The sequence below is a fragment of the Kribbella sp. CA-245084 genome (genome assembly GCF_050942355.1).
Taxonomy (GTDB): Bacteria; Actinomycetota; Actinomycetes; order Propionibacteriales; family Kribbellaceae; genus Kribbella.
Genome location: NZ_CP192053.1, coordinates 4,315,570 through 4,340,254 on the forward strand (window position 1 = coordinate 4,315,570; position 24,685 = coordinate 4,340,254).

General features: G+C 67.9%; 25 protein-coding genes and 1 pseudogene. 12 read left to right on the forward strand and 14 right to left on the reverse strand.

Annotated features, from left to right (window positions below; all coding sequences use genetic code 11):
* Positions 1-19: 19 nt before the first annotated feature.
* A complete protein-coding gene (locus tag ACQPYH_RS20725) occupies positions 20-595 on the reverse strand; it encodes a TetR/AcrR family transcriptional regulator (protein WP_432893742.1) in 576 nt (191 codons plus the stop codon).
* Positions 596-770: 175 nt separating this feature from the next.
* Between ACQPYH_RS20725 and ACQPYH_RS20730 the strand changes: the two genes are divergently transcribed.
* Complete coding sequence (locus ACQPYH_RS20730; protein WP_432893744.1) at positions 771-2,780, forward strand: glycoside hydrolase domain-containing protein; 2,010 nt, start codon at positions 771-773, stop codon at positions 2,778-2,780.
* Here the strand turns inward: ACQPYH_RS20730 and ACQPYH_RS20735 are convergent.
* The gene (locus tag ACQPYH_RS20735; RefSeq protein WP_432893746.1) at positions 2,766-3,647 is read right to left on the reverse strand and encodes a LysR family transcriptional regulator; all 882 of its coding nucleotides are present in this window, start codon (positions 3,645-3,647) and stop codon (positions 2,766-2,768) included. The genes ACQPYH_RS20730 and ACQPYH_RS20735 overlap by 15 nt on opposite strands.
* Positions 3,648-3,732: 85 nt before the next feature.
* Between ACQPYH_RS20735 and ACQPYH_RS20740 the strand changes: the two genes are divergently transcribed.
* The 3 genes from ACQPYH_RS20740 (at position 3,733) to ctaD (ending at position 7,139) form a co-directional block, all read left to right on the forward strand.
* Positions 3,733-4,542 (forward strand): alpha/beta fold hydrolase, encoded by an 810-nt coding sequence (locus ACQPYH_RS20740; RefSeq protein ID WP_432893748.1) that lies wholly within the window; start codon positions 3,733-3,735, stop codon positions 4,540-4,542.
* Complete coding sequence (locus tag ACQPYH_RS20745) at positions 4,539-5,339, forward strand: LLM class flavin-dependent oxidoreductase (RefSeq protein WP_432893750.1); 801 nt, start codon at positions 4,539-4,541, stop codon at positions 5,337-5,339. The genes ACQPYH_RS20740 and ACQPYH_RS20745 overlap by 4 nt, the downstream gene beginning before the upstream one ends.
* Before the next feature lie 66 nt (positions 5,340-5,405).
* The gene (gene ctaD / locus ACQPYH_RS20750) at positions 5,406-7,139 is read left to right on the forward strand and encodes an aa3-type cytochrome oxidase subunit I (RefSeq protein WP_432894443.1); all 1,734 of its coding nucleotides are present in this window, start codon (positions 5,406-5,408) and stop codon (positions 7,137-7,139) included.
* Here the strand turns inward: ctaD and ACQPYH_RS20755 are convergent, their stop codons facing one another.
* From ACQPYH_RS20755 to ACQPYH_RS20770, 4 genes are read right to left on the reverse strand one after another with little or no spacing between them, the layout of a single operon-like run.
* A complete protein-coding gene (locus tag ACQPYH_RS20755; protein WP_432893752.1) occupies positions 7,140-8,012 on the reverse strand; it encodes a helix-turn-helix domain-containing protein in 873 nt (290 codons plus the stop codon).
* 44 nt (positions 8,013-8,056) lie between these two features.
* The gene (locus ACQPYH_RS20760; protein ID WP_432893754.1) at positions 8,057-8,638 is read right to left on the reverse strand and encodes an O-methyltransferase; all 582 of its coding nucleotides are present in this window, start codon (positions 8,636-8,638) and stop codon (positions 8,057-8,059) included.
* A 31-nt stretch (positions 8,639-8,669) separates the two neighbouring features.
* Entirely contained in the window at positions 8,670-9,344 is a 675-nt protein-coding gene (locus ACQPYH_RS20765) for a class I SAM-dependent methyltransferase (RefSeq protein ID WP_432893756.1), read from the reverse strand.
* A complete protein-coding gene (locus tag ACQPYH_RS20770; protein WP_432893758.1) occupies positions 9,337-10,893 on the reverse strand; it encodes an ATP-dependent DNA ligase in 1,557 nt (518 codons plus the stop codon). Before ACQPYH_RS20770 ends, ACQPYH_RS20765 begins: the two co-directional genes overlap by 8 nt.
* A 106-nt stretch (positions 10,894-10,999) precedes the next feature.
* Between ACQPYH_RS20770 and ACQPYH_RS20775 the strand changes: the two genes are divergently transcribed.
* On the forward strand, positions 11,000-11,938 hold the full coding sequence (locus ACQPYH_RS20775) for a hypothetical protein (protein WP_432893760.1): 939 nt from the start codon (positions 11,000-11,002) through the stop codon (positions 11,936-11,938).
* Positions 11,939-11,941: 3 nt separating this feature from the next.
* Here ACQPYH_RS20775 and ACQPYH_RS20780 read toward each other — a convergent pair whose 3' ends face one another.
* A complete protein-coding gene (locus tag ACQPYH_RS20780; protein WP_432893762.1) occupies positions 11,942-12,904 on the reverse strand; it encodes a Dyp-type peroxidase in 963 nt (320 codons plus the stop codon).
* Positions 12,905-12,950: 46 nt separating this feature from the next.
* On the opposite strand from ACQPYH_RS20780, the gene ACQPYH_RS20785 reads away from it, so the two are divergent.
* Both ACQPYH_RS20785 and ACQPYH_RS20790 read left to right on the forward strand, forming a co-directional pair.
* On the forward strand, positions 12,951-14,111 hold the full coding sequence (locus ACQPYH_RS20785; protein WP_432893764.1) for a lysostaphin resistance A-like protein: 1,161 nt from the start codon (positions 12,951-12,953) through the stop codon (positions 14,109-14,111).
* 56 nt (positions 14,112-14,167) lie between these two features.
* Positions 14,168-14,872 carry an HAD family hydrolase gene (locus ACQPYH_RS20790; RefSeq protein ID WP_432893766.1) on the forward strand — a complete coding sequence of 235 codons (705 nt, stop codon included), beginning with the start codon at positions 14,168-14,170 and terminating at the stop codon, positions 14,870-14,872.
* 70 nt (positions 14,873-14,942) lie between these two features.
* Here ACQPYH_RS20790 and ACQPYH_RS20795 read toward each other — a convergent pair whose 3' ends face one another.
* The 6 genes and pseudogenes from ACQPYH_RS20795 to ACQPYH_RS20820 form a co-directional block, all read right to left on the reverse strand.
* On the reverse strand, positions 14,943-15,824 hold the full coding sequence (locus ACQPYH_RS20795; protein ID WP_432894445.1) for a sigma-70 family RNA polymerase sigma factor: 882 nt from the start codon (positions 15,822-15,824) through the stop codon (positions 14,943-14,945).
* Positions 15,796-15,864: pseudogene (locus ACQPYH_RS20800) on the reverse strand (hypothetical protein); the annotation flags it as partial. The gene ACQPYH_RS20795 and the pseudogene ACQPYH_RS20800, both read right to left, overlap by 29 nt.
* Positions 15,865-16,149: 285 nt before the next feature.
* A complete protein-coding gene (locus ACQPYH_RS20805; RefSeq protein WP_432893768.1) occupies positions 16,150-18,231 on the reverse strand; it encodes a S9 family peptidase in 2,082 nt (693 codons plus the stop codon).
* A gap of 45 nt (positions 18,232-18,276) precedes the next feature.
* Complete coding sequence (locus ACQPYH_RS20810) at positions 18,277-19,080, reverse strand: exodeoxyribonuclease III (RefSeq protein ID WP_432893770.1); 804 nt, start codon at positions 19,078-19,080, stop codon at positions 18,277-18,279.
* A gap of 9 nt (positions 19,081-19,089) precedes the next feature.
* Positions 19,090-19,554 (reverse strand): hypothetical protein, encoded by a 465-nt coding sequence (locus tag ACQPYH_RS20815; protein WP_432893772.1) that lies wholly within the window; start codon positions 19,552-19,554, stop codon positions 19,090-19,092.
* A gap of 6 nt (positions 19,555-19,560) precedes the next feature.
* Entirely contained in the window at positions 19,561-20,151 is a 591-nt protein-coding gene (locus tag ACQPYH_RS20820) for a TetR/AcrR family transcriptional regulator (protein ID WP_432893774.1), read from the reverse strand.
* A gap of 73 nt (positions 20,152-20,224) precedes the next feature.
* Here ACQPYH_RS20820 and ACQPYH_RS20825 point away from each other — a divergent pair, with 73 nt between their 5' ends.
* From ACQPYH_RS20825 to ACQPYH_RS20845, 5 genes are read left to right on the forward strand one after another with little or no spacing between them, the layout of a single operon-like run.
* The gene (locus tag ACQPYH_RS20825; RefSeq protein WP_432893776.1) at positions 20,225-21,118 is read left to right on the forward strand and encodes an SDR family oxidoreductase; all 894 of its coding nucleotides are present in this window, start codon (positions 20,225-20,227) and stop codon (positions 21,116-21,118) included.
* Positions 21,115-22,251 carry a saccharopine dehydrogenase family protein gene (locus ACQPYH_RS20830; RefSeq protein ID WP_432893778.1) on the forward strand — a complete coding sequence of 379 codons (1,137 nt, stop codon included), beginning with the start codon at positions 21,115-21,117 and terminating at the stop codon, positions 22,249-22,251. Before ACQPYH_RS20825 ends, ACQPYH_RS20830 begins: the two co-directional genes overlap by 4 nt.
* Entirely contained in the window at positions 22,223-23,065 is an 843-nt protein-coding gene (locus ACQPYH_RS20835; protein WP_432893780.1) for an alpha/beta fold hydrolase, read from the forward strand. Before ACQPYH_RS20830 ends, ACQPYH_RS20835 begins: the two co-directional genes overlap by 29 nt.
* Positions 23,062-23,454, forward strand: coding sequence for a YccF domain-containing protein (locus ACQPYH_RS20840; RefSeq protein WP_134099988.1), 393 nt, complete (start codon positions 23,062-23,064; stop codon positions 23,452-23,454). Before ACQPYH_RS20835 ends, ACQPYH_RS20840 begins: the two co-directional genes overlap by 4 nt.
* Entirely contained in the window at positions 23,451-24,176 is a 726-nt protein-coding gene (locus ACQPYH_RS20845; RefSeq protein WP_432893782.1) for an MBL fold metallo-hydrolase, read from the forward strand. The genes ACQPYH_RS20840 and ACQPYH_RS20845 overlap by 4 nt, the downstream gene beginning before the upstream one ends.
* Here the strand turns inward: ACQPYH_RS20845 and ACQPYH_RS20850 are convergent.
* Positions 24,166-24,672, reverse strand: a complete 507-nt coding sequence (locus ACQPYH_RS20850) for a hemerythrin domain-containing protein (protein WP_432893784.1) — start codon at positions 24,670-24,672, stop codon at positions 24,166-24,168. The two genes, ACQPYH_RS20845 and ACQPYH_RS20850, sit on opposite strands and share 11 nt — an antisense overlap.
* Positions 24,673-24,685 lie beyond the last annotated feature (13 nt).

Genomic DNA, 24,685 nt, shown 5'->3' on the forward strand with positions numbered 1-24,685 from the left:
TTGGAGCGGCGGGGAGTACTTAGAAGCTGCGGAGAGTCGCCTCGACGACGGCCTGCTGGCTGGCGCGGTCGGCGCCGCGCCGAGCGGTGACGCGGAGGCCGCCGAGAACGGTGAAGACGTACGTCGCGAGGCCGGTCGCGTCCCGCTCCGGGTCGAGCTCACCGCCGGCCTGCGCCGCGCGGATCGCGTTCGTCAGGGCAGTCAGCTTGGACTCGTGGTCCCGGTCGAGCAGGTCGATGATCTCGGCGTCCTTCGGGCCGAGCTCGACGATCGTGTTGATGACGAAGCAGCCGGCCGGATCGTCGGGCTCCGGCTCGACCGCCGCCCACAGGATCCGCCGGACCCGTTCACGGATCGGTACGGCGGCGTCCTCGATGACGTGGAGCTGGGCGGCGGTGAACTGGTCGACGTACCGGCGCAGGGCGCGGTCGAACAGATCGCGTTTGCTGCTGAACGTGTTGTAGATGCTGCTCCGGCCGAGGCCGGTCGCGTCACAGAGGTCCTGCGTCGAGGTCGCTTCGTAGCCGGCCGACCAGAACACGCGCATCGCGGCGTCGATGGCGCGATCCTCGTCGAACGTCCTCGGTCTCGGCATGCCGCCGAGCATAACACGTTTTGAACCGATCGATCCAAAACCGGGGTGACGAATGCGTGAACCATCTGCGCCGATAGCATCCGGGCATCGAGGCGAGTGCCGGATGCTCTTCGACAAGAGCGCAGGTGCTCGCTTTCACTTGGGGGCTCTGATCGTCGATCATCTGGGGAGCACTGTGAGGTTGTTCAGACCTGGGGGGCTGGCAGTCGCCCTCGCCCTGGTGGCGGGTATTACCGTCACCACTTCTGCTGTCGCGGACGGGACCAAGACCGTCTCGTACCGCGGCTACCAAGTAACCGTCCCGGCCAACTGGCCGGTGGTCGACCTGACCGCCGACCCGACGGCCTGCGTCCGGCTCGACCAGCCCGCCGTGTACCTCGGCCGCAGTACGTCGCAGGCCAACTGCCCGGCACACCTCGTCGGCCGCAGTTCCGGCCTGATGCTGGAGCCGCTGACCACGAACACGCCGTCCAGCGACGGCCTACTCCGGCGGTCGGTCACCGACGCCGGCGTGCTGGCGACCGCGTACTACGCACCAGGTGCGGAGAAGGCGGCAAGCGACGTGCTCGCGACCGGTCGAGTGGTGACGAAGACGCCGTCCGCGCGGGTCGCGACGCCCGCCGCGGTCACCCCGTCAGTGGTTGCTACGGGCAACTTCGCCGGGAACGGCTTCGATGCCTGCACCGCGCCGCCACAGTCCACGATGGACGCGTGGCGCCCGACGTACCAGGGGATCGGCATCTACATCAGCGGTGGCCTCCGTGCCTGCGCGCAGCCGAACCTGACTGCGGACTGGGTGGCCACGAACGCAAGCAAGGGCTGGCAGTTCCTGCTGATCGACGTCGGCTACCAGGCGCCCTGCACGACGTACAAGAGCCGGATGTCGTCGGTGGCGTCGACCGCGTTGGTCCAAGGCCGCAACGCTGCGATCAACGCGGTCGCCGCGGCGCAGGCGCTCGGGTTCGCCCAGCGCAGTGCGATCTACACCGACCTCGAGCCGTACGAGTCGACCGCGGCCTGCAAGGCGGCGGTGCTGTCGTATGTGAGTGGTTGGACCCAGGAGCTGAATTCGCGAGGCTACGTTGGCGGCGCTTACGTCAATGCCGCCCACGGAGGGCAAGACCTGGTGAGCGGCTATGCGAGTACCGCATACACGCGGCCGGACAACATCTGGATGGCCCAGTGGAACAGGACTCCGGGCACGATGTCGATTCCGGCTGCCTACTGGAGTAATCACCAGCGCGTGCATCAGTACGACAGCGTCAGTGAGACCAACGGTGGCGTGACCCTGTCCATCGACAAGAACTACCTGAACCTGACCGCTCCGCCGCCACCTGTCAGCAGCTTCACCGTCACCGGTGGCGTTGCGGCGGCGACGCTGCGGTGGACGAAGCCGGCCAACGTGACACTGGGCCAGATCATGGTTCGCAGCGCGGTCGGTTCGACCTCTCCGCCACTGCCGACGTCCGGTACGGCGGTGTACAACGGCGCGGCCAGCCTGTTCACGCAGACCGGGCTGTCGAACTCCGCCAGCTACGCCTACCGCGTCTGGGTGAAGGACAGCAAGGGCAAGATCGGTCCCGGTGTCGACGTGAAGCTCGTCGGGTCGAAGGCGACGATCGGCGCCAGCGCGGCGTCGATCATGTACACGCAGGCGGTGACGCTGTCGACGGCAGTCAGCCGGCTCGACGGCGGGGTGCTGGCCGGCGTACCGGCCGTGCTATACGCCAAGGCGAAGAACGCGAGCAAGTGGTCGACGGTCGGATCGTTCACCACGAACGCCAGCGGGGTCGCGTCGACGTCGCAGAAGCCGGCCGTGTCGACGTACTACATGTGGGGCTACAACGGCGGCGGCGCGGTTCTCGGGACGCGGAGTACAGCTCCGCTCGTCCAGGTGCATCCGGCGCTGTCGGCGTACCTGACGCCGGGCGCGATCAAGCTGGGCGCATCGACGTTGCTGTACGGGTACCTGAACCCGCCGCACGCCGGTACGACGGCGTACCTGCAGCGTCGTTCCGGTACGACGTGGGTGGCGGTCACGACCGGGAAGCTGACGACGAACGGGAAGTACGCGTTCAGCATCAAGCCGACCGCACGCGGCACCTACACGTACCGCGTGGTGTGGCTGGCCGACGCTGACCACCAGGGGACGCAGACCGCGTCGAAGGTGCTAACCGTCAGTTAGGTTGAGGCCGGCCGCCGCACTCCGCGCGAGCTCGATCGCGTGCGCCGCAAGCGGTGAGTGCGTGCGGCCGGCCTGCCACAGCAAGAAGATCTCCCGCGCCGGGAGCTCGGGCGTGAGCTCGTGCAGCGTGAGGCTCGGGTCGTCACGCAGTACGGCGAGACGCGGCGCGAGGGCCGCACCGAGGCCGGCGCGGACCATCGCGAGTAGTGCCTCGTTGCCCTCGGTGCGGAACACGAACTGCGGGCGGATGGTGCGGGCGCGCAGGAAGTCCTCGACCACGGCCTGGTGGCAGATCGGCGGATGGGCGACCAGCGGCAGGCCGTCGAGCGTCTCGAGCGGGACCGGTCCGGCCGGGAAGTGGTCGGGGCGCGCCACCAGGACGTACGGATCGTCGAGCAGTTTGAGCTGATCGATGCCGTCGCCGCCGCAGCCGTCGAAGAACATCAGGTCGAGCCCGGTGAGATCGGGATCGTCGGTCTCCTCCTCGAACAGCCGGATATCGCAGCCCGGATGCGCGTCCCGCAAACCGCGGATCACCTGCGGCAGCAGCGTGTTCGAGACGGTCTGGAACGTGCCGATATCGATCCGGCTGTCGCCGGCACGGAACCGCTCGATCCCGTCGCTGAGCTCGTCGGCGCGGCGCAGCAGGTCGCGTGCGTGCTGCAGCAGGACAGCGCCGAGCGGCGTGATCCGCACCGGCTTCGGCCCACCCGGCCGGTCGAACAGCGGACCGCGGGCGGTCTTCTCGAGTACTGCGATCTGCTGGCTGACGCTCGACTGGGTGTACCCGAGCCTGCTCGCGGCGCGGCCGAACGAACCCTCGTCGGCGACGGCAGCCAGCGTCGCCAGATGACGCAACTCGTACATGACGGCAATCTATCGCCATCGGCGATTGCTTTGATAAGAATCAATCGCTTTTCACGATCGCCTGCCGCCTCCTACGGTCGTTCGTATGGAGAACATCTACGAGGTCAACGGCATCGAACTCTGCGCGGAGACGTACGGCGATCCGGCCGATCCCGCCGTCCTGCTGATCCACGGCGCCACCGCGTCCATGCTGTGGTGGGACAGCCGGCTGTGCACCGAACTCGCCGCCCGCGGGCGGTTCGTGATCCGCTACGACCAGCGCGACACCGGCCGGTCGACGTCGTACCCACTCGGAGAACCGGGGTACGCGATGAGCGACCTGGCCGCCGACGCCGTCGGTCTGCTCGATGCCCTCGGCATCGACAAGGCGCACGTGGTCGCGCAGTCGATGTCCGGCGGTACGGCGCTGATCCTCGGCGTCGATCACCCGTCCCGCGTCGCCTCCCTCACCTTCGTCTCGACGAGCACCGGCGACGAAGGACTCCCGGGGCCATCACCTGACATGCCTCACCTGGGTACGCCGGACTTCGCCGACCAGGCCGCCGTCGAGGAGTACGTCGTACGCGCGATCGAGGCGGAGGCGGCCGGCCACTTCGACGAGTCGGTCGCCCGGGCCCTGGTGGTGGAGGACATGGCTCGGACGACGGACTACGAGGCGGCGATGTCGAACCACTATGCGATGACCTTCGACGGCCCACGCAACGGCTCCTTCGCGGACCTGACGATGCCCGTTCTCGTTATGCACGGAGACGCCGACCCCTTGCTCCCGTTGCCGCACGGTGAGGCTGTGCGTGACGCCGTACCCGGCGCTCGGCTGGTGGTACTTGCGGGCATGGGGCATGGGCTGTCCGCGCCGTACTGGAAGACGTTCGTTGATGAGGTGACGGGGCGATGAAGTACGCGATCTGGCTGCCGTTGTTCGACGAGTTGTCCGACCCGCGCGAGGTCGCGCACCTCGCGGCGGCCGCTGAGGAAGCCGGGTGGGACGGGTTCTTCCTCTGGGACCAGCTGTGGTGGCGGGAACCGGTCCGGCTGGTGTCGGATCCGTGGATCGCGATGAGCGCGATGGCGATGACCACCGAACGGCTGCGGATCGGCCCGATGGTCTCGCCGATCGCGCGCCGGCGGCCGACCAAGTTGTTGCGCGAGACAACGACCCTGGACCGGCTGTCAGGCGGTCGGCTGACGCTCGGGGTCGGGCTGGGCAGCGACCGGTTCGCTCAGGAGTACTCGAAGACCGGTGAGGAGGTGAACGACCGGGTGCGAGCCGAGCGGATGGACGAGACGCTCGACATCCTGACGGCGGGCTGGACGGGGGAGCCGGTGAAGTACCGCGGGAAGCACCACTTGGTCGACGACGTGCAGTTCCTGCCCCGCCCGGTCGCTGGTCGAGTGCCGGTCTGGATCGCCGGATTCCCCGGCAACACCAAGCCGATCCGGCGAGCAACGCGGTACGACGGTCTCTTCCCGGTCAACCTCACATCGCCGGACCAGCTCGCCGAGCCGGCCGCCGTACTGCGGGAATTGCGCGGGAATCTGGACAATTTCGACATCGCGGTGGCGCTCGAACCGGACGACGATCCGCGTCCGTACGCAGACGCCGGCGCCACTTGGTGCCTGATGGACGTCGACCCGACGACGCTGCGGCTGGACGACGTACGCGCGGTGATCGCGGCCGGTCCTTCCCAGTAGGGGGTTCTCCTCTCCGGTGCATAGGTGTCTAATCGAACCGTGGCCAGCGTCAGTGGACAGGCTGGGATCACCGAGCGCACCGGAACGACTGCTGTCGGACTACGACGGCGGCCACTCGGGCAGGTGATCGGCAAACTCTTGTCGACGACCGATCACAAGGTGATCGGCCAGTTGTACCTGGTCACGTCGTTCATCTTCTTCCTGATCGCCGGCGTGATGGCGCTGGTCATGCGCGCCGAGCTCGCCGAGCCGGGTCTGCAGATCGTGAACGAGGAGACCTACAACCAGCTCTTCACGATGCACGGCACGATCATGTTGCTGCTGTTCGCGACGCCGCTGTTCGTCGGGTTCGCCAATGTGATCATGCCCGTGCAGATCGGTGCTCCGGACGTGGCGTTCCCGCGGCTGAACATGTTCAGTTACTGGCTGTTCCTGTTCGGCGGCCTGATCACGGTCGGCGCGTTCTTCACGCCGGGCGGTGCGGCCGACTTCGGCTGGACGGCGTACTCGCCGTTGTCGAACGCGGTCCGCTCGCCGGGTGTCGGCGCGGACCTGTGGATCATGGGTCTGTGGATGGCCGGTCTGGGCACGATCCTCGGCGGCGTCAACTTCATCACCACGATCGTCACGATGCGGGCGCCGGGTATGACGATGTTCCGGATGCCGATCTTCTGCTGGAACATCCTGGTGACGTCGATCCTGGTGCTGATCGCGTTCCCGATTCTCGCGGCGGCGCTGCTGGTGCTCGAGGCGGACAGATCCTTGGGCGCCCATGTGTTCGACTCCGCCAACGGCGGCGCGATCCTCTGGCAGCACCTGTTCTGGTTCTTCGGGCATCCCGAGGTCTACATCATTGCCTTGCCGTTCTTCGGCATCATCACCGAGATCCTGCCGGTCTTCAGCCGCAAGCCGGTCTTCGGCTACATCGGTCTGGTCGCGGCGACGATGGGCATCGGCGCACTGTCGATCGCGGTGTGGGCGCACCACATGTTCGTGACCGGCGCGGTGAACCTGCCGTTCTTCTCGTTCATGACGTTCTTGATCGCGGTGCCTACCGGGGTGAAGTTCTTCAACTGGATCGGGACGATGTGGGGCGGTTCCCTGTCGTTCGATACGCCGATGCTCTGGGCAGTCGGCTTCCTGACGACTTTCCTGTTCGGCGGCCTGACCGGGGTCATCCTGGCCTCGCCGGCCTTGGACTACCAGATCTCCGACACGTACTTCGTCGTTGCACACTTCCACTACGTGGTGTTCGGGACCGTGGTATTCGCGATGTTCGCCGGGTTCTACTACTGGTGGCCGAAGATGACGGGGCGGATGCTCGACGAGCGCTGGGGGAAGCTGCATTTCTGGCTGCTGTTCATCGGATTCCACACGACGTTCCTGGTGCAGCACTGGCTGGGTGTCGAAGGAATGCCGCGGCGGTACGCCGACTACAAGTCGTTCGAGGGCTTCACGACCCTGCACCAGGTGTCGTCGGTCGGTGCGTTCATCCTCGGGATCTCGACGCTGCCGTTCTTCTGGAACGTGTACAAGTCGCGGCGGCATCCGCGCGTCGAGGTCGACGATCCGTGGGGTTGGGGCCGGTCGCTCGAGTGGGCGACGAGCTGCCCGCCGCCGCGGCACAACTTCGACAAGCTGCCGCGGATCCGCTCGGACTCGCCGGCCTTCGACATGCACCACCCGGACATCGCGCTGGCCGAGTACGTCGACAACCAGACCGGTGACGGCGGCTTGCTCGACGCGGGGGAGGACGCTGGGCGCGTCAGGCACCTCGGGTCGACCGACACCGAGGACTAGTCAGCTCGCCAGGCGATCGAGCAGGCGGGTCAGTTCTCGCTCCGTCTGTTGGGGTGAGGGGCTGCTCGCGGCCAGCAGGTCGAGGGCTTGTGTGTAGGCCTCGACGTCGTCGCGCTTGTCGAGGTACAGCGCGCTGGTCAGGTGTTCCAGGTAGACGATGTCGGGCAGATCGCGCTGCGGGAACCTGAGGAGCGAGAACGCCCCGCCGGTCGCGGCGTGACCGCTGCTCGAGAGCGGGATGATCTGGAGCGTCACGTTAGGCCGGGTGATCGCTTCGCGGAGCGCGTCGAGCTGACTGCGCAGTACGTCGGGGCCGCCGATCGGGCGATGCAGCACCGACTCCTCGATGACGGCCCACAACTTGAGCGGGGGCTCGCGGTCCAGCACCCGTTGGCGGCGAGTGCGGAGCGCGACAATCCGCTCGATCTCCTGGTCGGTCGGCACGCCCGAGGGAGTCAGCCGCGCGACCGCTCGGGCGTACTCCGCGGTCTGCAGCAGTCCCGGGACGAATTGGATCTCGTACGTCCGGATCAGCTCGGCGGTCGCTTCGAGGCCGAGATACGCGTCGAACCAGTCCGGCGTGACGTCGCCGTACCGATGCCACCAGCCCGGGTCGTTGGCTTCGCGGGCGAGCTCCAGCAGCCGATCCCGCTCGCGCGCCTCGTGCACGCCGTACAGCGTGAGGAGGTCGGCGACGTCGCGTTCCTTGAAGCCGACCCGGCCGAGCTCGAGCCGGCTGATCTTCGACTCCGACGACCGGATCGCCCAGCCGGCATCCGTCCGAGTGACGCCGGCGCGCTCACGCAGCTCCCGCAGATGACCCCCAAGCATCATCCGCAGAGCCGTCGGCCCCACCACATTTCGCCCCGCCATGAAGCGAGTCTACATGATTTTCGAACACATGTTCCCATGCAATCTCATCGCACGCGGGTGCCCACCAGGAGTGAATTCTGCAGGTCCGGAAGGACCACTTCCGTCGCTACCAGGCGTGAATCGGTGAAGAAGAACTCCCGCTTCGGGTCGTTCTCCCGGTACGGCGAATCCGCGGGCAGCGCCTCGACCGGCGTGACGTCGTCGAACACCAGCCGCCCGCCGATCCGCAGCAACTCGACGACGCGATCGGATGGCCCGCCGTCGACGAAGACGAGATCGAACGGCGCTCGCCGCGCCAGCTCGTCGTACGAGTCGCCGTGGATCACCTCGACCCGGTCCTGATCGGCGAACACCCGCTGTGCCGCCGCTACCCGAACCGGATCCAGCTCGACGGTCACCAGCCTGCAGCCCGCGGGCATCGCCGACGCCATCCAAGCCGCCCCCACGCCGACGCCCGTACCCATCTCACCGATCAACCCACCCGCGCATCCGGCAGCCAAGACGGCCAGGAACCTGCCCACTCCAGGCAGGCAGCACGACGGCCCCGTGCCTTCCCGCGAGAGCGGCATCCCGAGCTCGGCGGCAGCTGCTTGCGCCAGCACCACGAGCGGAGGCAGATCCGTCATCGAAGCTCCAGACATCGTCAGCCGGCGCCGATCAGTCGCGGAGGTACTCCGCTCGCCAGCGGAGGATGGTGGGGTCGGTCGGGCTGGGGGCCCGGTCGAGTTGGATCAGGTGGAGGTCGGGGGCGGTGAAGGACCGGATGGCGGCGCGGGTGAGCGGCCAGGGCGGGCCTTGGATGTCGTCGTCGGTCTGGTCGTCGGGGCGCGCGGCAGCGATGACCAGGAGTGTGCCGCCGGGGGCGACCAGCTCGGTGACCTGCTTGATGGCGTCGGGTTGCAGGTTGATCGGGAGCGCCTGGACCGTGTAGATCTCGACGACAAGATCGAAGGCGCGATGCCAGTCGGTCGGCGGAGCCAGCAGGTCGGCGACGATGTAGTGCGCCTTGGAATCCGGGTGGTTCCGGTGGGCTGTCGCGATCGCGGTGGGGGAGATGTCGAACGCGGTCGTGTCGTACCCGCGGTCGGCGATCAGCTCGGCGTCCCAGCCGGTGCCGGCGCCGACGACCAGCGCGGTCTTGTCGGCGCCGTAGGGCTTCGACTCGTTGACCCAGTCGGTCAGCAACTGATGCGCCGTACCGCGATCCCACGGGACGACGGCCGAGCCTTCCGCGGCCGCGGCGTACAGGTGCTCGAACCAGCCGGTCGGGTCGTCGCGGTCGATCGACTCGTGGGCGATCCGCCGGGAGACGACGTCAGGATCCTCACTCATCAGCTGGGCCTTCTTCCGCGAGATCTGGACCGACGTGGATCGCACGCACGGTCTGCACCGTATCAACGTCCGCGGGCCGCTTGTCCTCGCGATAACGAATCACCCGGGCGAACCGCAACGCCATCCCGGCCGGGTAGCGAGGCGACGTCTGTACGCCGTCGAACGCGATCTCCACCACCACCTCCGGACGCAGATAGACGGCCCAGTCATCCCGCCGTACGGCGAGCTCCTGGAAGCGCTCGGTCTGCCACCGCAGGAGCTCGTCCGTCAGCCCCTTGAACGTCTTCCCGAGCATGACGAACTCGCCTGTCTCCTCGTCGCGCGCACCGAGATGCAGGTTCGACAGCCAGCCCGTCCGACGCCCATGACCCCACTCCGCCGCGAGCACGAGCAGATCGAGCGTGTGCGTCTGCTTGACCTTCACCCAGCCGGACCCACGCCGCCCCGCCTCGTACGGCACGGTCAACGACTTCACCATCACGCCCTCATGCCCGCGCCGCACCGCATCCGCGAAGAACGCCTGCCCGGCCTCGGCGTCATCGGTCACCAGCCGCGGGACCTGTCGCTCCTCCGGCACCAGCTTCGACAGCCACTCGTGCCGCTCTGCTCCGTCGAGCCCGAGCAAGTCCTGACCGTCCTGATGCAGGATGTGGAAGAAGTACGGCGTGAGCGGCACGGACTCGGGCCCTGTCGCCGCCCGCGTCGCCGTCCGCGACCCGGTCACCTGGAACGGCTCGGGCCGCCCGTCCGGCCGCAGCGCGATCAGCTCACCGTCAAGCACGACCTGCTGCGCCTCCAGGGCGAGCACCGCGCTGACCACCTCGGGCACCCGCGTCGTAATGTCGTCGAGCGTCCGCGTGTAGACGACCACGTCGTCGCCGTTGCGATGCACCTGGATCCGGATCCCGTCGAGCTTCCACTCGAGCGCCGCCGGCGTACCCGTCTTCGTCAACGCCTCCGCGACCGTGGTCGCCGACTGCGCCAGCATCGGCTGCACTCCACGCCCGACCTGGAGCCCGAACTGCGCCAGCCCGGCCTCGCCTTCGGTCAGTACGGCGACGGCGACCGGAGCAGCCGCCCCGCGCAACATCGCCGCAGCCCGGATCTTGTCCAACGCAATCCCGGTCGCCCGCGCGACCGCGTCCGCCATGACGCCGTCGAGCGCGCCCTGCCGCAACTCGCCGCCGACGAGCTGGCGCAGGAACCACTGCTCATCCGCCGTCGCCCGCGAGAACAAACCGTCCACGGCCTCCCGGCGCCGCGCCTGCACACCGGTGCCTGACATCTCAGCGAGCTCCGCGAACGCCTGGTCGATCTCCTCGACCGTCAGCGACGGCTCGGCGGCCGGCTCCGGCGCGTCCATCAGCGTCCGCCAGCCGACCCCGGTCCGGCGCTGCCGCAGCTCACCGGACAGGTACGTCACGACGATCTCGATCTCGGCCGGTTCAGTGGCCTTGGACAACAGTCCGGCGATGAACTCCGCCTTCTTCAGCCGCGACCTGGTCCCGGCCAGCGCGGCCGACGTCGTGACCACCTCGGAGAGCAACATGAATCCAGTCTCGCCTATGGCACCGACAGGTTGGCTTCCACAACTTTCGAAGTGACACCGGCATCAAGCAGGGTGAATGAAACTTAGCACCGAAGGGGGAACCAACATGCGAAAGATGATTGCGGCAGCCGCCGGTCTGCTCCTGGCGGGACCTGTCCTCACAGCTATGAGCCCCGCCCAGGCAGCCCAGACAGCGCAGGCAGCCCAGACGGCCCAGTCGGCCACTGCCTGCTACATCCAGGCCGGCTCGGTGACCGCGGGGAAGGACCTGGTGGACAAGTACGTCCGGGCGACCTCGCCGATCTCGGTGAATCCGGTCGACACGATGGCGAAACAGCCGTTCGCCGGCACGATCGCCCTGAGCAGCGAGTGGGTCTGGGACGACGACTTCGACGACAACACCGCACTGACGGGCGCCGTGGTCACCGGAGGAGTGCTGTACGACGGCGGCCTGCTCACCCAGACGGGGACCGGCGGGAAGGTCGTCAGCAACCAGATGAACCGCATCGGCGGCGGCTGGAACGACTTCCGCACGCTGACCAAGTCCTGGTCGGCAGACGGCGGAAGCAGCTACCGGACGTACGCCCTGCGCAACGACGGCGTGCTCTACCGGTGGTTCGTCAGCGAGGTCAACGGCAAGCCCGCCTGGCGCTCCGCGGGTTCGTACGCCGGATTCGCGTCGGTCAAGGCGGTCGCGCTGATCAGCAGGACATCGACGTACGACACCCTGCTGGCGACGACTCGTGGCGGCGCCCTGTACACGATCCGCATTCCGCTGACCTCGCCGATGAAGCCGGTCGTCAAGGCGCTGCGGACCAGCACCTGGCAGGGCTTCGAGTCGCTCCTGACGACGCGTTGCGGCCAGTACGGCACGCTGCTGCTCGGCATCGACAAGGACACCGGCTCGGCGTACCTGTACGCCGTTGGGCACGCCAACGGAACCGCGACTGTCATCAACAGCCTCGGCAAGGTGCCCGGGACCTTCAACGACCCGGTCAACTACAGCTGGGCGAGCTTCGTCGATCCGCCGCTGAACGGCGAGTAACCCTCAGGGCGCCGGCGGCAGGTCGTCGAGGAAGTCTGACGTCGGGGTGAAGAACAGGCCACCCGTGACCGCTGTCGAGAAATCGAGCAGCCGGTCATGGGTGCCCTCGGGTACGCCGATGAACATCCGGCGCAACATCAGCTCCGTCACCGCCGGGCTTTTGGCGTACCCGATGAAGTACGTGCCGAACTCCTGCGCGCCGATCGTGCCGAACGGCATGTTGTCGCGCAGGATCTGCAGCTGGTTGCCGTCCTCGTCCTCGATCACGTTCAGCACGATGTGTGCGTTGGCCGCCTTCTTCGCGTCGGGGAACTCGATGTCGTCGAGCTTGGTCCGCCCGACCGCGGCCTCCTGCTGCTCGACGGTCAGCGCGTTCCACGTCTTCAGGTTGTGCAGGTACTTCTGCACGATCACATAGCTGCCGCCGCGGAAGTCGGGGTCCTCGTCGCCGATGAGTACGGCGGCCTGTGCGTCGGCGCCGGTCGGGTTCTCCGTCCCGTCCACGAAGCCGAGCAGGTCGCGCATCTCGAAGTACTTGAAGCCGTGTACTTCGTCGACGACCGTGGCGGCGCCGTCGAGGACGGTCATGATCTGCCCGGCCAGCTCGAAGCACTGGTCCTGGTGGGCCGCCCGGATGTGGAAGAGCAGGTCGCCGGGCGTGGCCGGGGCCTGGTGGGTCGCGCCCTTGAGCTCGATGAACGGATGCAGCTCGGCGGGCCGTGGACCGCTGAACAGGCGATCCCAGACGTCGGAACCGATGCTGGTGACACATGAGAGGTTGCCGTTCGGCACCCGGAAGCCGACCGAGCGGACGAGACCGCTCAGGCTCTCCAGGAGGTCGCGGGTCCGGTCCTCGCCGCCTTCCTCGACCTGGACGACAAGGAAGATGGCCGAGCCGCTGAGCGGCATCAGTACGGACTGCGGCAGCGCATCCGTCGACCTGGATGTTCCCGGATCAGTAACCACCGTGTGTTCCCTCCGTGTGCTTGGCCCGATCTTCTAGAGTCCAGTCATGGACCCGCAACAGCCCGGGCCGCCACCGCAAGACCAACCGCAACCGGGCCCATACTCCCAGCCGGGGCAGTACCCACCGCCCCCGCCCCACCCTGGCCCGTACCCGGAGCAGTGGGGAGCGCCGCCGCCCCAAGCGCAGCCGTACCCGCAGCAGTGGGGCGCACCGGCGCCGTACCCGGCCCAATATGCCTACCGCGAGCCCCGCATCATCCCCGCCGCGCCGGGTACGCCGTTCCACCGGCTCGCCCGTACGGCAAAACACGCGTGGTGGCGCCCGATCGTCGGGACCCTGCTGCTCGGCGCGTTCGTCCTGTTCCTGACGACCGGTGTCGTCGTCGCCTGGACGATCGTGCACCGTGTCGTCGCCGGACCGTTCCCGACGCCGACCGGGACGCACATCTTCCCGAGCGACACCGAGAACCTCGCCGTCACGCTGGTCATGCTCGGCATCCTGACCCCGTGCGTCGGCCTGGCCGCGTGGGTCGTCCAACGCAGGCCGTTCTGGAGCGTCGCCTCGGTCCTGAACAAGATCCGCTGGCGCTGGCTGCTGCTGTGCTGCGTGCCGGCCCTCGGGTACCTCGCTCTGTCGTACGCGATGGGGCTGCTGGTCGACGCGATCTTCCCGCCCGAGGACGCGATCGGGACCGACGGCGGGTCATGGATCGGGTTCGGCGCGTTCGCCGTACCGGCGCTGGTGATCCTGTTCCTGGTGCCGTTCCAGTCGGCCGCCGAGGAGTTCATGTTCCGCGGGTGGCTGATCCAGGCGGTCGGGGCGTACGGCCCGGACAACCCCGACGGCAAGGCCCGCTGGCTGCGGACGATCTTCCGGTCGCCGTGGCCGGGCATCGTGATCGGCGGAGCGGCGTTCGTGTCGGCGCACGGGTACACCGGGTGGGCGATGGCCGACGTGTTCCTGTTCGCGATCACCGTCGGCTGGCTGACGGTCCGGACCGGGGGACTGGAGGCCGGCATCGCGCTGCACGCGCTGAACAACCTGCTCGCCTTTTTGTTGCCTGCGGCAATGGGTCAGCTGTCCGGCTGGGACGAGCAGGGCGGCGCGCCGTGGACGCTGCTGGTCTCGGACATCCCGTGCCTGGCGTTCTACGCGTTCGCGATCACCTGGCTGGCCAAGCGGCAGCAGGTCGCCAGAGTCAGCTGAACCGGCAGTTGAAATACAGGCGAGAACTGTCGGTCGGCTCTGGCAGGCTGTGCCGCGTGACGAACGTGAAGATCGAGGCCGTCCTGTTCGACTGGGGCGGCACCTTGGCGACCTGGCACGACATCGACCTGCGCGAGACCTGGCGAGCTGTCGCCACGGTCCTCGACGAGGAGCAGGCCGACGACCTGGCGGCCCGGCTGGTGGCGGCCGAAGGGTCGATCTGGCGGCGCTCCCGGGACGAGCATCTCAGCAGCACGCTGGAAGAGGTGTGCACGCTGGCCGAGGTCGTGATGAGCCCGGCGGCCCAAGCGGAGTACGACCGGCAGTGGGACCCGCACACCGAGCTGGAGCCGGACGCGATCGAAACGCTCAAGGAGCTACGGGCGCGCGGGCTGAAGGTCGGCGTGCTGTCGAACACGATCTGGCCCCGGCAGCGGCACGAGGCGATCTTCGCGCGGGACGGCGTCCACGAGCTGCTCGACGGTGCGGTCTACACCAGCGAGATCGCGCACACGAAGCCGCACCCGGAGGCGTTCCTGGCCGCGATGCGGGCCGTCGGTGTGTCGGAGCCGTCACGCTGCCTGTTCGTCGGCGACCGGCTGTTCGACGACGTTTGGGGCGCGCAGAACGTCGGCATGCGGGCCGCGCACCTGCCGCACAGCGCGATCCCGACCGAGCAGATCGGCCACACCGAAGGTACGCCGGATGCCACGATCCAGCGCCTGTCGGAGCTGCCGGCGCTGATCGACAGCTGGAACTGACCCCCGACATACCGAAGGACCCCCGAGCCGGATCGCGGCTCGAGGGTCCTGAGGGGTTTCGGAGTGGGTGTTACGCGGCCAGCGTCGGGTCTGCCATCAGGCGCAGGCGGCCCAGCGCCTCGCGCTCGATCTGGCGAACTCGCTCCGCCGAGATGCCGTGCACTGCGCCGATATCGGCCAGCTTGGCCTGGCGGCCGTCGTGCAGGCCGTAGCGGCGCCGGATCACGTCCGCGGACCGCGGGTCGAGCTGGTCGACCAGACTGAACAGACCCGAACGGTCGGACGCGTCCGCGACCAGCTGGTCCGGACCCGGCGCGGTCTCGGCCGCGATCAGGTCACCCAGCGAGGTCTCGCCCTCGTCGTCGACCGGGCTGTTCAGGCTGATGTGGTCCCGGCCGATGCGGATCAGTTCAGTGACCCGCTCCGGGTCCAGGCCCAGCTCCGCCGCGATCTCGTGGATCTCCGGCTCCCGCCCGAGCTTGCGCTCCAGCGTGCGCCGCGCCGACCCGATCTGGTTGAGCTGCTCCACCACGTGCACCGGCAGCCGGACCACACGGGCCTGCTGCGCGATACCGCGGGTGATGGCCTGCCGCACCCACCAGGTCGCGTACGTCGAGAACTTGAAACCCTTCCGGTAGTCGAACTTCTCCACCGCGCGGATCAGCCCCGTGTTGCCCTCCTGGACCAGGTCCAGCAGCGGCATCTGGGACCGCCCGTACCGGCGGGCGATCGACACCACGAGCCGGAGGTTCGCGGTCACGAACCGCTGCTGTGCGCGCCGGCCCGCTTCGGCCAGCCACTCCAGCTCTTCCTCCGTCGCATATTTGGGCGCTCCGCCCTTCTTACGTCCAACCCGCCCCTCGGCCAGCAGCTGCTCCGCAAGGAGTCCTGCTTCGACCGTCTCAGCGAGCTCGACCTCTTCCTCAGCCGTCAGCAAAGGAGTCCGTGCGATCTCTTCGAGGTAGAGACCTACACTGTCCTTGCCGTCGATACCGTCGTCCGTGGACCGGACACGAGCCATGCGAGCCACCGAAACTCCCTTCGTCGTTACATGGAGAGCAACGCTCGAGTAGGGTTCAAGATTCCGGTACCAGTGTGTAAACACCCTGAAGGTTCCCTGAGAGTTCCCGGCAGTGATTCCGCCGTGGAAACCGGTGTCCCGCAGCTTTGCTGGGGTATTAGGCCTGACACTCCGCGTCGAACCTGAGAATCAGTCCAGAAATCTGTCCCTGGATGTGTTGCACAACACACGTCCAGGGACAGATATTCCTTCTGGTTCAGCTCAGGCCGAGCGTGTCCAGCTCCCAGGCCAGCGAGAACGCGACCTCGCGCCAGGCGTCGTACCGCCCGCTGCGGCCGCCGTGGCCGGCTTCCATTTCGGTCTTCAGCAGTACGTCGGCGTCACCGGCCGCGGTCGCGCGGAGTTTCGCCACCCACTTCGCCGGCTCGACGAAGAACACCCGGGTGTCGTTCAGGCTGGTGATCGCCAGGATGCGCGGATAGCGCTGCGCGGCAACGTTTTCGTACGGCGAGTAGGACTTCATGTACTCGTAGACGGCTTTGTCCTCGAGCGGATTACCCCATTCCTCCCACTCGATCACGGTGAGCGGCAGTGACGGGTCGAGGATCGTGGTCAGCGCGTCCACGAACGGGACCTCCGCGACGATTCCGCCGAACGCTTCCGGGGCCAGGTTCGCGACCGCGCCCATCAGCAGGCCGCCGGCGCTGCCGCCCTGCGCGACGATCCGTTCAGGCCTGGTCCAGCCCGCCTGCACCAGGTGCTCCGCGGCCGCGATGAAGTCGGTGAACGTGTTGCGCTTCGTGAGCATCTTGCCGTCGTCGTACCAGTGCCGGCCGAGCTCGCCGCCGCCCCGCACGTGCACGATCGCGAACACCACGCCGCGGTCGAGCAGCGACAGCCGCGGGATCGAGAACCACGGATCCATCGACGATTCGTACGACCCGTAGCCGTACAGCACGACCGGCGCGTTGCCGTCCTTCGCGACGTCCTTGCGCGCGACCATCGAGATCGGCACCTTCGTCCCGTCCGGCGCCGTCGCCCACTCGCGGTACTGCGTGTACGCCGTCAGGTCCACGCCGCCGAGAACAGGCTGCTGCTTCAGCAATCGACGCTCGCCCGTCGCGACCTCCACGTCGTACGTCGAACCCGGCGTGACGAGCGACGTGTACCCGAACCGGTACCGGGTGTCGTGCCACTCGTCGTTGCGGCCGGGGGAGACCGTGTAGATCGGCTCGTCGAACTCCAGCACCTCAGGCGCGGTGAACGAGCCATCGGTGCGGCGCATGATCGCCAGCTCGGTCAGCGCGTTGCGGCGCCGGTAAAGGATCACGTGGTCGGCGAACGCGTCCGTGCCGAGCAGGCGGCTGGTCTCGTCGCCCTCGATCAGCGTCGTCCAGTCACCGGGGGAGTCGAGCGGCGCGGACGCGAGCGAGAAGTTGGCGGCATCCGCGTTGTGCGTGATCAGGAGCTGATCGCCGGCATGCTCGACGTCGTACTCGACGCCCTCGCGCCGCGGCGCCACGACCACTGCCTCGCCGGTCGGGTCGTTGGCGTCGAGCAGCCAGACCTCGCTGGTCAGCTTGCTGCCGAGCGCGATCATGATCGCCTGCTCGTTGCGCGTGAGGTCGACGCCGACCCAGAAGCGCTCGTCCGGCTCCTCCATGACGAGGACGTCGTCCGTCGTGCCGAGCGTGTGACGCCAAACCTGGTGCGGGCGCCAAGCGTCGTCGACCTTGGTGTAGAAGATCGTCGAGCCGTCCGCCGACCAGGCCGAGCCGTAGTGCACCTCGGGCAGCTCGTCGGGCAGCAGTTCGCCGGTGCTGAGGTCTTTGATCCGGAGGGTGAATCGCTCGTCGCCCTTGAGGTCCACGGAGTACGCGAGCAGACGGCCGTCGGGGGAGACGTCGACGGTGCCGAGCGAGAAGAACTCGGAGTCGCCGGCCACCTCGTTCCCGTCCAGCATCACCTCTTCGCCGGCGATCTCGCCGTCGGTCGCGGGCGGCTGGTCGCCGTCCACCTTGACCCGGCAGTGCAGCGAGTACTGCCGGCCCTCGATCGTGCGCGAGTAGTACCAGTACCCGCCGCGTCGCGCCGGGACGCTCAGGTCGGTCTGCAGCGTCCGGTCCGAGATCTCCCGAAAGATTGCCTCACGCAACGATTCCAGATGCGCCGTGCGCGTCTCGGTGTACGCGTTCTCGGCCCGCAGGTACCCCAGCACCTCATCGTCGGTCTTGTCCCGCAACCACTCGTACTCGTCGACGAACACATCGCCGTGATGCACCCGCTCAACCGGCTTACGAGCAGCAACCGGCGGCGTAACAGAAGAAGTCTCGGACATGCCGCGAGACTACCCGCCACGCTGCCGTCTCCGCGCAGGCTTTCCCTAGACGTTGTACGTCGCGACGACCGGGGCGTGGTCGCTCCAGCGTTCGGCGTAGGTCGGGGCTCGGTGGACGACGCAGCTGGTGGCTGCGAGGGCCACGACGGGGGAGGCGATCTGGTAGTCGATGCGCCAGCCGGCGTCGTTGTCGAAGGCCTTGCCGCGCCAGGACCACCACGAGTACGGACCGGGTCCTTCGCCGCCGAAGCGGCGGCCGAGGTCGACCCAGCCGGCCTCGAACAGGCGGTCCATCCAGGCGCGTTCTTCGGGCAGGAAGCCGCTCTTCTTGCGGTTGGCCTTCCAGGCCTTCAGGTCTTCCTCGCGGTGGGCGATGTTCAGGTCGCCGCACATCAGCACGTGCCGGCCGTCGGCGCGCAGTTCGGTCAGCCGAGCGGTGATCGCATCGAGGAACGCATACTTCTCCTCCTGCCGCGGCGGCGTCTCGAACTCGCCCGTGAACACATACGTGCTCACCGCGGTCAGCGTCGTACCGTCGTCCAGTACGACGTCCGCCTCGACCCAGCGCCCGGTCCCGGCGAACCGCTCCGGGCCGATGTCGCCGCGCTCTTCCTTGATCGGACGCCGGCTCGCGACCGCGACGCCCGCGCGTCCCTTGTGCCCGTCGATCGCGGGCTCGGCATGCGCGATGTTCCAGTCGCCCCCCAGGAGTTCACGCAGTACGTCGTCCGTCGCCCGGACTTCCTGCATCAGCAACAAGTCGGGGTCCGTGTCGTCCAGCCACGGCTGCATCCCGCGTCGGAAGGCGGCCCTGATTCCGTTCACGTTCACCGTGGCAACCGTCAGCACGCGGGAACCTTACCCTCTGTGGTGCCCCGGCTTGACGACCATCAGCACGAGCACAACCAGCCAAAGCAGCGCGAAGATCCCCGACGTCATCGAGAGCAGCTTCGCCTTCGACAGTACGGCGCTGCGCTCCTCGGTCGTCCCGCCGACGACCGCCAGCACGCTCGACTGCGCCGGCGCGACGAGGAATGCGAGCACCAGCGCCGCAGCCAGGGTCAGCACGATCGAGATGATCAGCCAGGCCTCGCCCATCACGTGCATGCTGCCCGCGAGAGCGAACCCGAAGAGCGGCACCGCGAGGCTGGCCCAGGCGTAGACATTGGTGATCCGGTGCAGCACCTGCAACCCGCCGGTGTCCGGGTTCTCAGCCGTCAGCGCGCGCTTGGCGATCGACGGGAACATGCTGGTCGCCACGGTGACCGGACCGACGCAGAGGATCGCGGCGAGGATGTGGACCGTCAGGAAGAACTTGTTCATGCCTTCTCACTCGGACGTTGTCGTGAGGATCGCGTCCAGGGACTGCTCGCAGAGGTGTTCGAGGGATTCCGGCGAGACGGTCGGGTCGTCGATCCATACCAGGAGGGTCTGTTCGACGTAACCCTGCCAGCCGTGGCACGCGAGCTCGACGACGGGGGTGACCTCGATGCCACGCTCTGCGACCGCGCTGATCACCCACTGGCTGAACACACGGCGCAGATCCGAGTGCAGCGCGCGGATCTCCGGATCGCCGGCGGCCGACATCAGCAGGGTGGCGCGATAGAGCTGCGGGGCTTCGAGTACGGCGCGGACGAACGCGCGGATACCCGATCGGAGCTGCTCGTCCGGTGGCAGGGACGGATCCGGCGCGGTCCGCAGCATGACCTCTGCCGCGGCTTCCTCGATGACGGCGTACTGGAACTTCTTCTTCGAGCCGAAGTAGTGGAACAGCAGAGCAGGGGAGACGCCGGCTTCCGCGGCGACCAACTCGACCGTCAGCTCCCGGTGCGGATCCGCGAGCAGCACCTGACGCGCTGCCGCGAGAATCTGCGCCCGCCGCTCGTCCGGGCGCAATCTGGCAGAGGAGGTCTGGCTCATACGGCCAGTCTATTGAGTAAACGGTCAATAAGCACTTACTGTTGAGTATCTGCTCAACAAGCTGGAGGTCCAGATGCGTCCGTTGGCCGGTCAAGTCGTCCTCATCACCGGAGCCTCCCGGGGGATCGGCGCCGCGGTCGCCCGGAAGTTGGCGGGCGAGGGCGCGAAGCTCGCGCTGGTCGGCCTGGAGCCGGACGAGCTGAAGCAGGTCGCGGAGGACTGCGGCCCGGACGCCGGCTGGTGGGAGGCGGACGTCACCGACACCGACTCGCTGCGTACGGCGGTCGAGGGCGTCGTCGAGCGCTACGGCCGCATCGACGTCGTGATGGCGAACGCCGGTATCGCCGCGCCCGGCTTCGCCCGGAGTATGGACCCCGCGACGTGGGAGCGCGTGCTCGAGGTCGATCTGCTCGGCGTGTGGCGTACGACGCACCTCACGTTGCCGTACCTGCTGGAGAGCAAGGGGTACCTCCTGCTCGTATCGTCGCTCGCCGCGATCGTGCACATCCCCGGCCTGTCGGCGTACAACGCGGCGAAGGCGGGTGTCGAGGCGATGGGCGACACCTTGCGGCCGGAGCTGAAGCACCTGGGCGTGCGGGTCGGCGTCGCACACATGACGTTCGTCGACACCGACATGGTCCGCGGCGCGGACGAGCACCCGGTGTTCGGGAAGGTCCGGACGGGGATGCCGCTCGCGAGCAAGACGTACCCGCTGGAGTTCGCGGTGGACAAGTTCGTCGACGGCATCAGGAAACGTTCGCGGACCGTGCACGTGCCGGGCTGGATCGGTGCGATGAAGGTTGTCCGGTGGGCCATCCCGCATTTCATCGAGCTCGGCGCGCGGTTCAGCGTTCCGAAAGCGGACGCGGCAGCGCTCGCCGACGTCCAGGCGCGCGGAGCCGAGGCGTCGTCGAGGCCGACCGGCGCCGGCGGGTTGGCCGACTCGGAGAAGGCTGGGCACAAATGAGCCGCCAGTACGACGTGGTGCTGCTTGGCGCGAGCGGCTTCACTGGCGCGCTCACCGCGGAGTACCTGGAGAAGAACGCGCCCGAGAGCCTGCGCTGGGCCGTTGCCGGACGCAACAAAGCCAAGCTGGAACGCTTCGGCAAGGACATCCTGCACGCCGACGTGACGGATGCCGAGTCGCTGCGTGCGCTCGCCGAGTCGACCAAGGTCGTCGCGACGACGGTCGGCCCTTACATCCAGTACGGCGAACCTCTTGTGGCCGCCTGCGCCGAGGCGGGGACGGATTACCTCGACCTCACCGGTGAGCCGGAGTTCGCCGATCGGATGTACGTGCGCTATCACCAGCGCGCGACGGAGACCGGCGCCCGGATCATCCATGCCTGCGGGTTCGACTCGATCCCGTACGACCTCGGCGTGCAGTTCACCGTCGATCAGCTTCCCGAGGGTGTGCCGATCCAGGTGGACGGCCTGCTCCGCGCGGGCGGTCGACCGTCGGGTGGCACGTTCCACACGGCGATCACCGCGTTCTCGCGCCCGAAGCAGAACCTCGACGCTCATCGGGCCCGCAAACAGGCGGAGCCGCGGCCGGAGGGACGGAAAGCGCGTGCGGTGGCCGGCCGGATCCATCGTCAGCAAGGGTTCTGGGCGGTGCCGCTGCCGACGATCGATCCGCAGATCGTCGGGTACTCCGCGCGGCTGCTCGATCGCTACGGTCCCGACTTCCGCTACTCGCACTACGCGGCGATGGACCGTCTACCGATGGTTGCCGCAGGCATCGGTGGGGTCGGCCTGCTGATCGCCGGCGCGCAGATCCCGCCGGTGCGGAAGGCGATGCTCAACCGGCTGCAGCCCGGCGACGGTCCGAGCCCGGAGCGGCGGGCGCGGTCGTGGTTCAACGTCCGGTTCGTCGGCCGTGGCGGTGGCAAACAGGTGATCACCGAGGTCGCCGGCCGCGATCCTGGGTACGACGAGACCGCGAAGATGCTCGGCGAGAGCGCACTGTGCCTCGCACTCGACGACCTACCGGAGACGTCCGGCCAAACCACGACGGCCGCTGCTATGGGACCTGCCCTCCGCGAGCGACTTGTGAAAGCGGGGATGACCTTTGCCACCCTCGAAGTCGACCACTACTAGCCGAGACGGCACGCGCATCGCCGTCTACGACTACGGCAACCCCGATGCACCGACGCTGATCTGCGTCCACGGCTACCCGGACAACGCATCACTCTGGGAGCCGGTCGCCGAACGCCTCACCACCGACTTCCACGTCATCACGTACGACGTCCGCGGCGCCGGCGAATCCGACCAGCCAAGCCCAACCTCGGCGTACGCCCTGGATCGCCTCCAGGAAGACTTCGAGGCCGTCCTGGACCACGCCTCACCCGATCAGCCAGTACACGTCCTGGCCCACGACTGGGGCTCGATCCAAGCCTGGCACTTCCTGACGGACCCCCGGATTGCGTCTTTCATCTCCATCTCAGGGCCGTCGCTGGATCACGCCGGATACTTCCTTCGTCGAGCGAACCGCGCCACCCTCCGTCAACTCCAGCACTCCTGGTACATCTTCTACTTCCATCTCCCATGGCTCCCCGAGTTCGCCTGGCGCAAAGGGTGGGCGCACCGCGTCTTCAACCGCCTCGAGAACCAGGACGCCACCGAGCAGCGATCCATCGGCGACTACGTGAACGGCATGAAGCTGTACCGCGCCAACGTCCTGCCACGCCTGATCCGCCCGACGCCGCCCAGCACCGACGTACCCGTGCTCGCCGTCGCACCGGACGCCGATCCGTTCGTCACGACCGCGCTGCAGACCGACATCGCACGCTGGGCACCCAACCTGACCGTGAAGGTGGTCAGGGGAGGGCACTGGATGCCCCGGAGCGATCCCGGGCTTGTCGCCGATTTGGTACGGAAACACACCCGCGAGGTGGCACGCTTGGAAGCATGAAGACGCTTCTCAACCTGATCTGGCTGGTGCTGGCCGGGTTCTGGCTGGCTGTCGGGTACGCGGTCGCCGGCATCATCTGCTGCGTGCTGATCGTGACGATCCCGTTCGGCATCGCGTCGTTCCGGATCGCCGGGTACACGCTGTGGCCGTTCGGCCGGACCGTGGTCGACAAGCCGGGCGCCGGCGCGGGCGCGCTGCTCGGCAACATCATCTGGATCATCTTCGCCGGCTGGTGGCTGGCGCTCGGTCACCTGACCACCGGGATCGCGCTCTGCCTGACGATCATCGGCATCCCGCTCGGCGTCGCGAACTTCAAGCTGATCCCGGTCTCGCTCCTGCCGCTGGGCAAGGAGATCGTGCCGAGCAACCAGCCGTTCGCCACTCGGTGAGGTCGCTGACGGTCCTCGGCTCCTGCGGCGCGTGGCCCGAGGCCGGGCGCGCGTGCGCCGGATTCCTGCTGGAGTACGACGGGTTCCGCGTCGTGCTCGACCTCGGGTACGCCGCGTTGCCCCGCCTGCTCGAGCACTGCCCGCAGGGTGAGGTTGATGCGGTGGTCGTGACGCATCAGCACCCGGACCACTGTGTCGACGTCAGCGGGTTGGCGCGGGTGCGCTACTACGAGGCTCCGGATGCGCCGCCCGTTCCCCTGCACTGCACACCTGGGACTCTCGACGTACTGCGGGCTCTCGAACCGAACCCCGACCCGGCTGAGGTCTTCGCGGTGCACGATCTAGCGTCGACCAACCGCATCGGGCCGTTCGACGTGCTGACTGTGGAACTGCCGCACTACAAGACGAATCTCGGTATCCGGCTGACCGCGCCGGGTGTGACGGTCGCGTACACCGGCGACAGCGGCCCATCGCCTGATCTCCGGCGGTTGGCGGAGGGCGCCGACCTGTTCATCTCCGACGCGACGTACCAGGGCGGCGCGCCCACCAGCGCCTACTTGATGACGGCGGCTGAGGCGGGTCGAGGTGCGCGCGGAGCCCGGCGGTTGATGCTGACGCATTTCTGGCCGGGATCCGATCGCGCTGTCTCGGTCCGTGAAGCACAGGCCGAGTTCGACGGCGAGGTCATTGCTGCCGACGAAGGGCTCGTCGTCAGCTTTTGACGATCTTGCGGACGTTCGCGATGTTGCCGCAGTCCTCGGCGATCAGCCGGGCCCGTTCCTCCGCGAACGTGTCGCCGAGGTTTCGGCGTACCTGTTCTGAGATGTCGGTGCGGGCCGGGTTGAGGATGTCGCGTTCTTCCTCGTCGAGGTGGTGGGTGAGGGCCTCGGACAGCTCGTGCAGCTTCGAGCTGAACTCCTCGCTGCCGGTGTCCTCGACCTCCATCAGCTCGAGCAGCGCCTCGTTGCCCTCGTCGTGCTCGTGCTCGGAGTGCTCGACCTCCTCGGCGTCGATCGCATCCTTGCGCCGCAGCGTCGGGTAGACCTTCGACTCCTCGGCCTCGGCGTGGGCGATCAGCACGGTGGCCAGGTCGGCGAGCACTGCCTCGCGGTCGCTTCGGACGTCGCGTAGTTCACGCAGCGCCTCCTCGAACCACCGGTGATCGGCGAGGATGATCTCGACCACGTCGCCACCCGCCGCCGGAAGAATCTTCGGCATCCCGTTGTCTCCT

Coding starts and splice junctions, on each gene's coding strand:
- ACQPYH_RS20725 (WP_432893742.1), bottom strand. CDS start 595: ATGCCGAGACCGAGGACGTTCGACGAGGATCGCGCCATCGACGCCGCG.
- ACQPYH_RS20735 (WP_432893746.1), bottom strand. CDS start 3,647: ATGTACGAGTTGCGTCATCTGGCGACGCTGGCTGCCGTCGCCGACGAG.
- ACQPYH_RS20740 (WP_432893748.1), top strand. CDS start 3,733: ATGGAGAACATCTACGAGGTCAACGGCATCGAACTCTGCGCGGAGACG.
- ACQPYH_RS20745 (WP_432893750.1), top strand. CDS start 4,539: ATGAAGTACGCGATCTGGCTGCCGTTGTTCGACGAGTTGTCCGACCCG.
- ACQPYH_RS20755 (WP_432893752.1), bottom strand. CDS start 8,012: ATGGCGGGGCGAAATGTGGTGGGGCCGACGGCTCTGCGGATGATGCTT.
- ACQPYH_RS20760 (WP_432893754.1), bottom strand. CDS start 8,638: ATGACGGATCTGCCTCCGCTCGTGGTGCTGGCGCAAGCAGCTGCCGCC.
- ACQPYH_RS20765 (WP_432893756.1), bottom strand. CDS start 9,344: ATGAGTGAGGATCCTGACGTCGTCTCCCGGCGGATCGCCCACGAGTCG.
- ACQPYH_RS20770 (WP_432893758.1), bottom strand. CDS start 10,893: ATGTTGCTCTCCGAGGTGGTCACGACGTCGGCCGCGCTGGCCGGGACC.
- ACQPYH_RS20775 (WP_432893760.1), top strand. CDS start 11,000: ATGCGAAAGATGATTGCGGCAGCCGCCGGTCTGCTCCTGGCGGGACCT.
- ACQPYH_RS20785 (WP_432893764.1), top strand. CDS start 12,951: ATGGACCCGCAACAGCCCGGGCCGCCACCGCAAGACCAACCGCAACCG.
- ACQPYH_RS20805 (WP_432893768.1), bottom strand. CDS start 18,231: ATGTCCGAGACTTCTTCTGTTACGCCGCCGGTTGCTGCTCGTAAGCCG.
- ACQPYH_RS20815 (WP_432893772.1), bottom strand. CDS start 19,554: ATGAACAAGTTCTTCCTGACGGTCCACATCCTCGCCGCGATCCTCTGC.
- ACQPYH_RS20820 (WP_432893774.1), bottom strand. CDS start 20,151: ATGAGCCAGACCTCCTCTGCCAGATTGCGCCCGGACGAGCGGCGGGCG.
- ACQPYH_RS20825 (WP_432893776.1), top strand. CDS start 20,225: ATGCGTCCGTTGGCCGGTCAAGTCGTCCTCATCACCGGAGCCTCCCGG.
- ACQPYH_RS20830 (WP_432893778.1), top strand. CDS start 21,115: ATGAGCCGCCAGTACGACGTGGTGCTGCTTGGCGCGAGCGGCTTCACT.
- ACQPYH_RS20840 (WP_134099988.1), top strand. CDS start 23,062: ATGAAGACGCTTCTCAACCTGATCTGGCTGGTGCTGGCCGGGTTCTGG.
- ACQPYH_RS20850 (WP_432893784.1), bottom strand. CDS start 24,672: ATGCCGAAGATTCTTCCGGCGGCGGGTGGCGACGTGGTCGAGATCATC.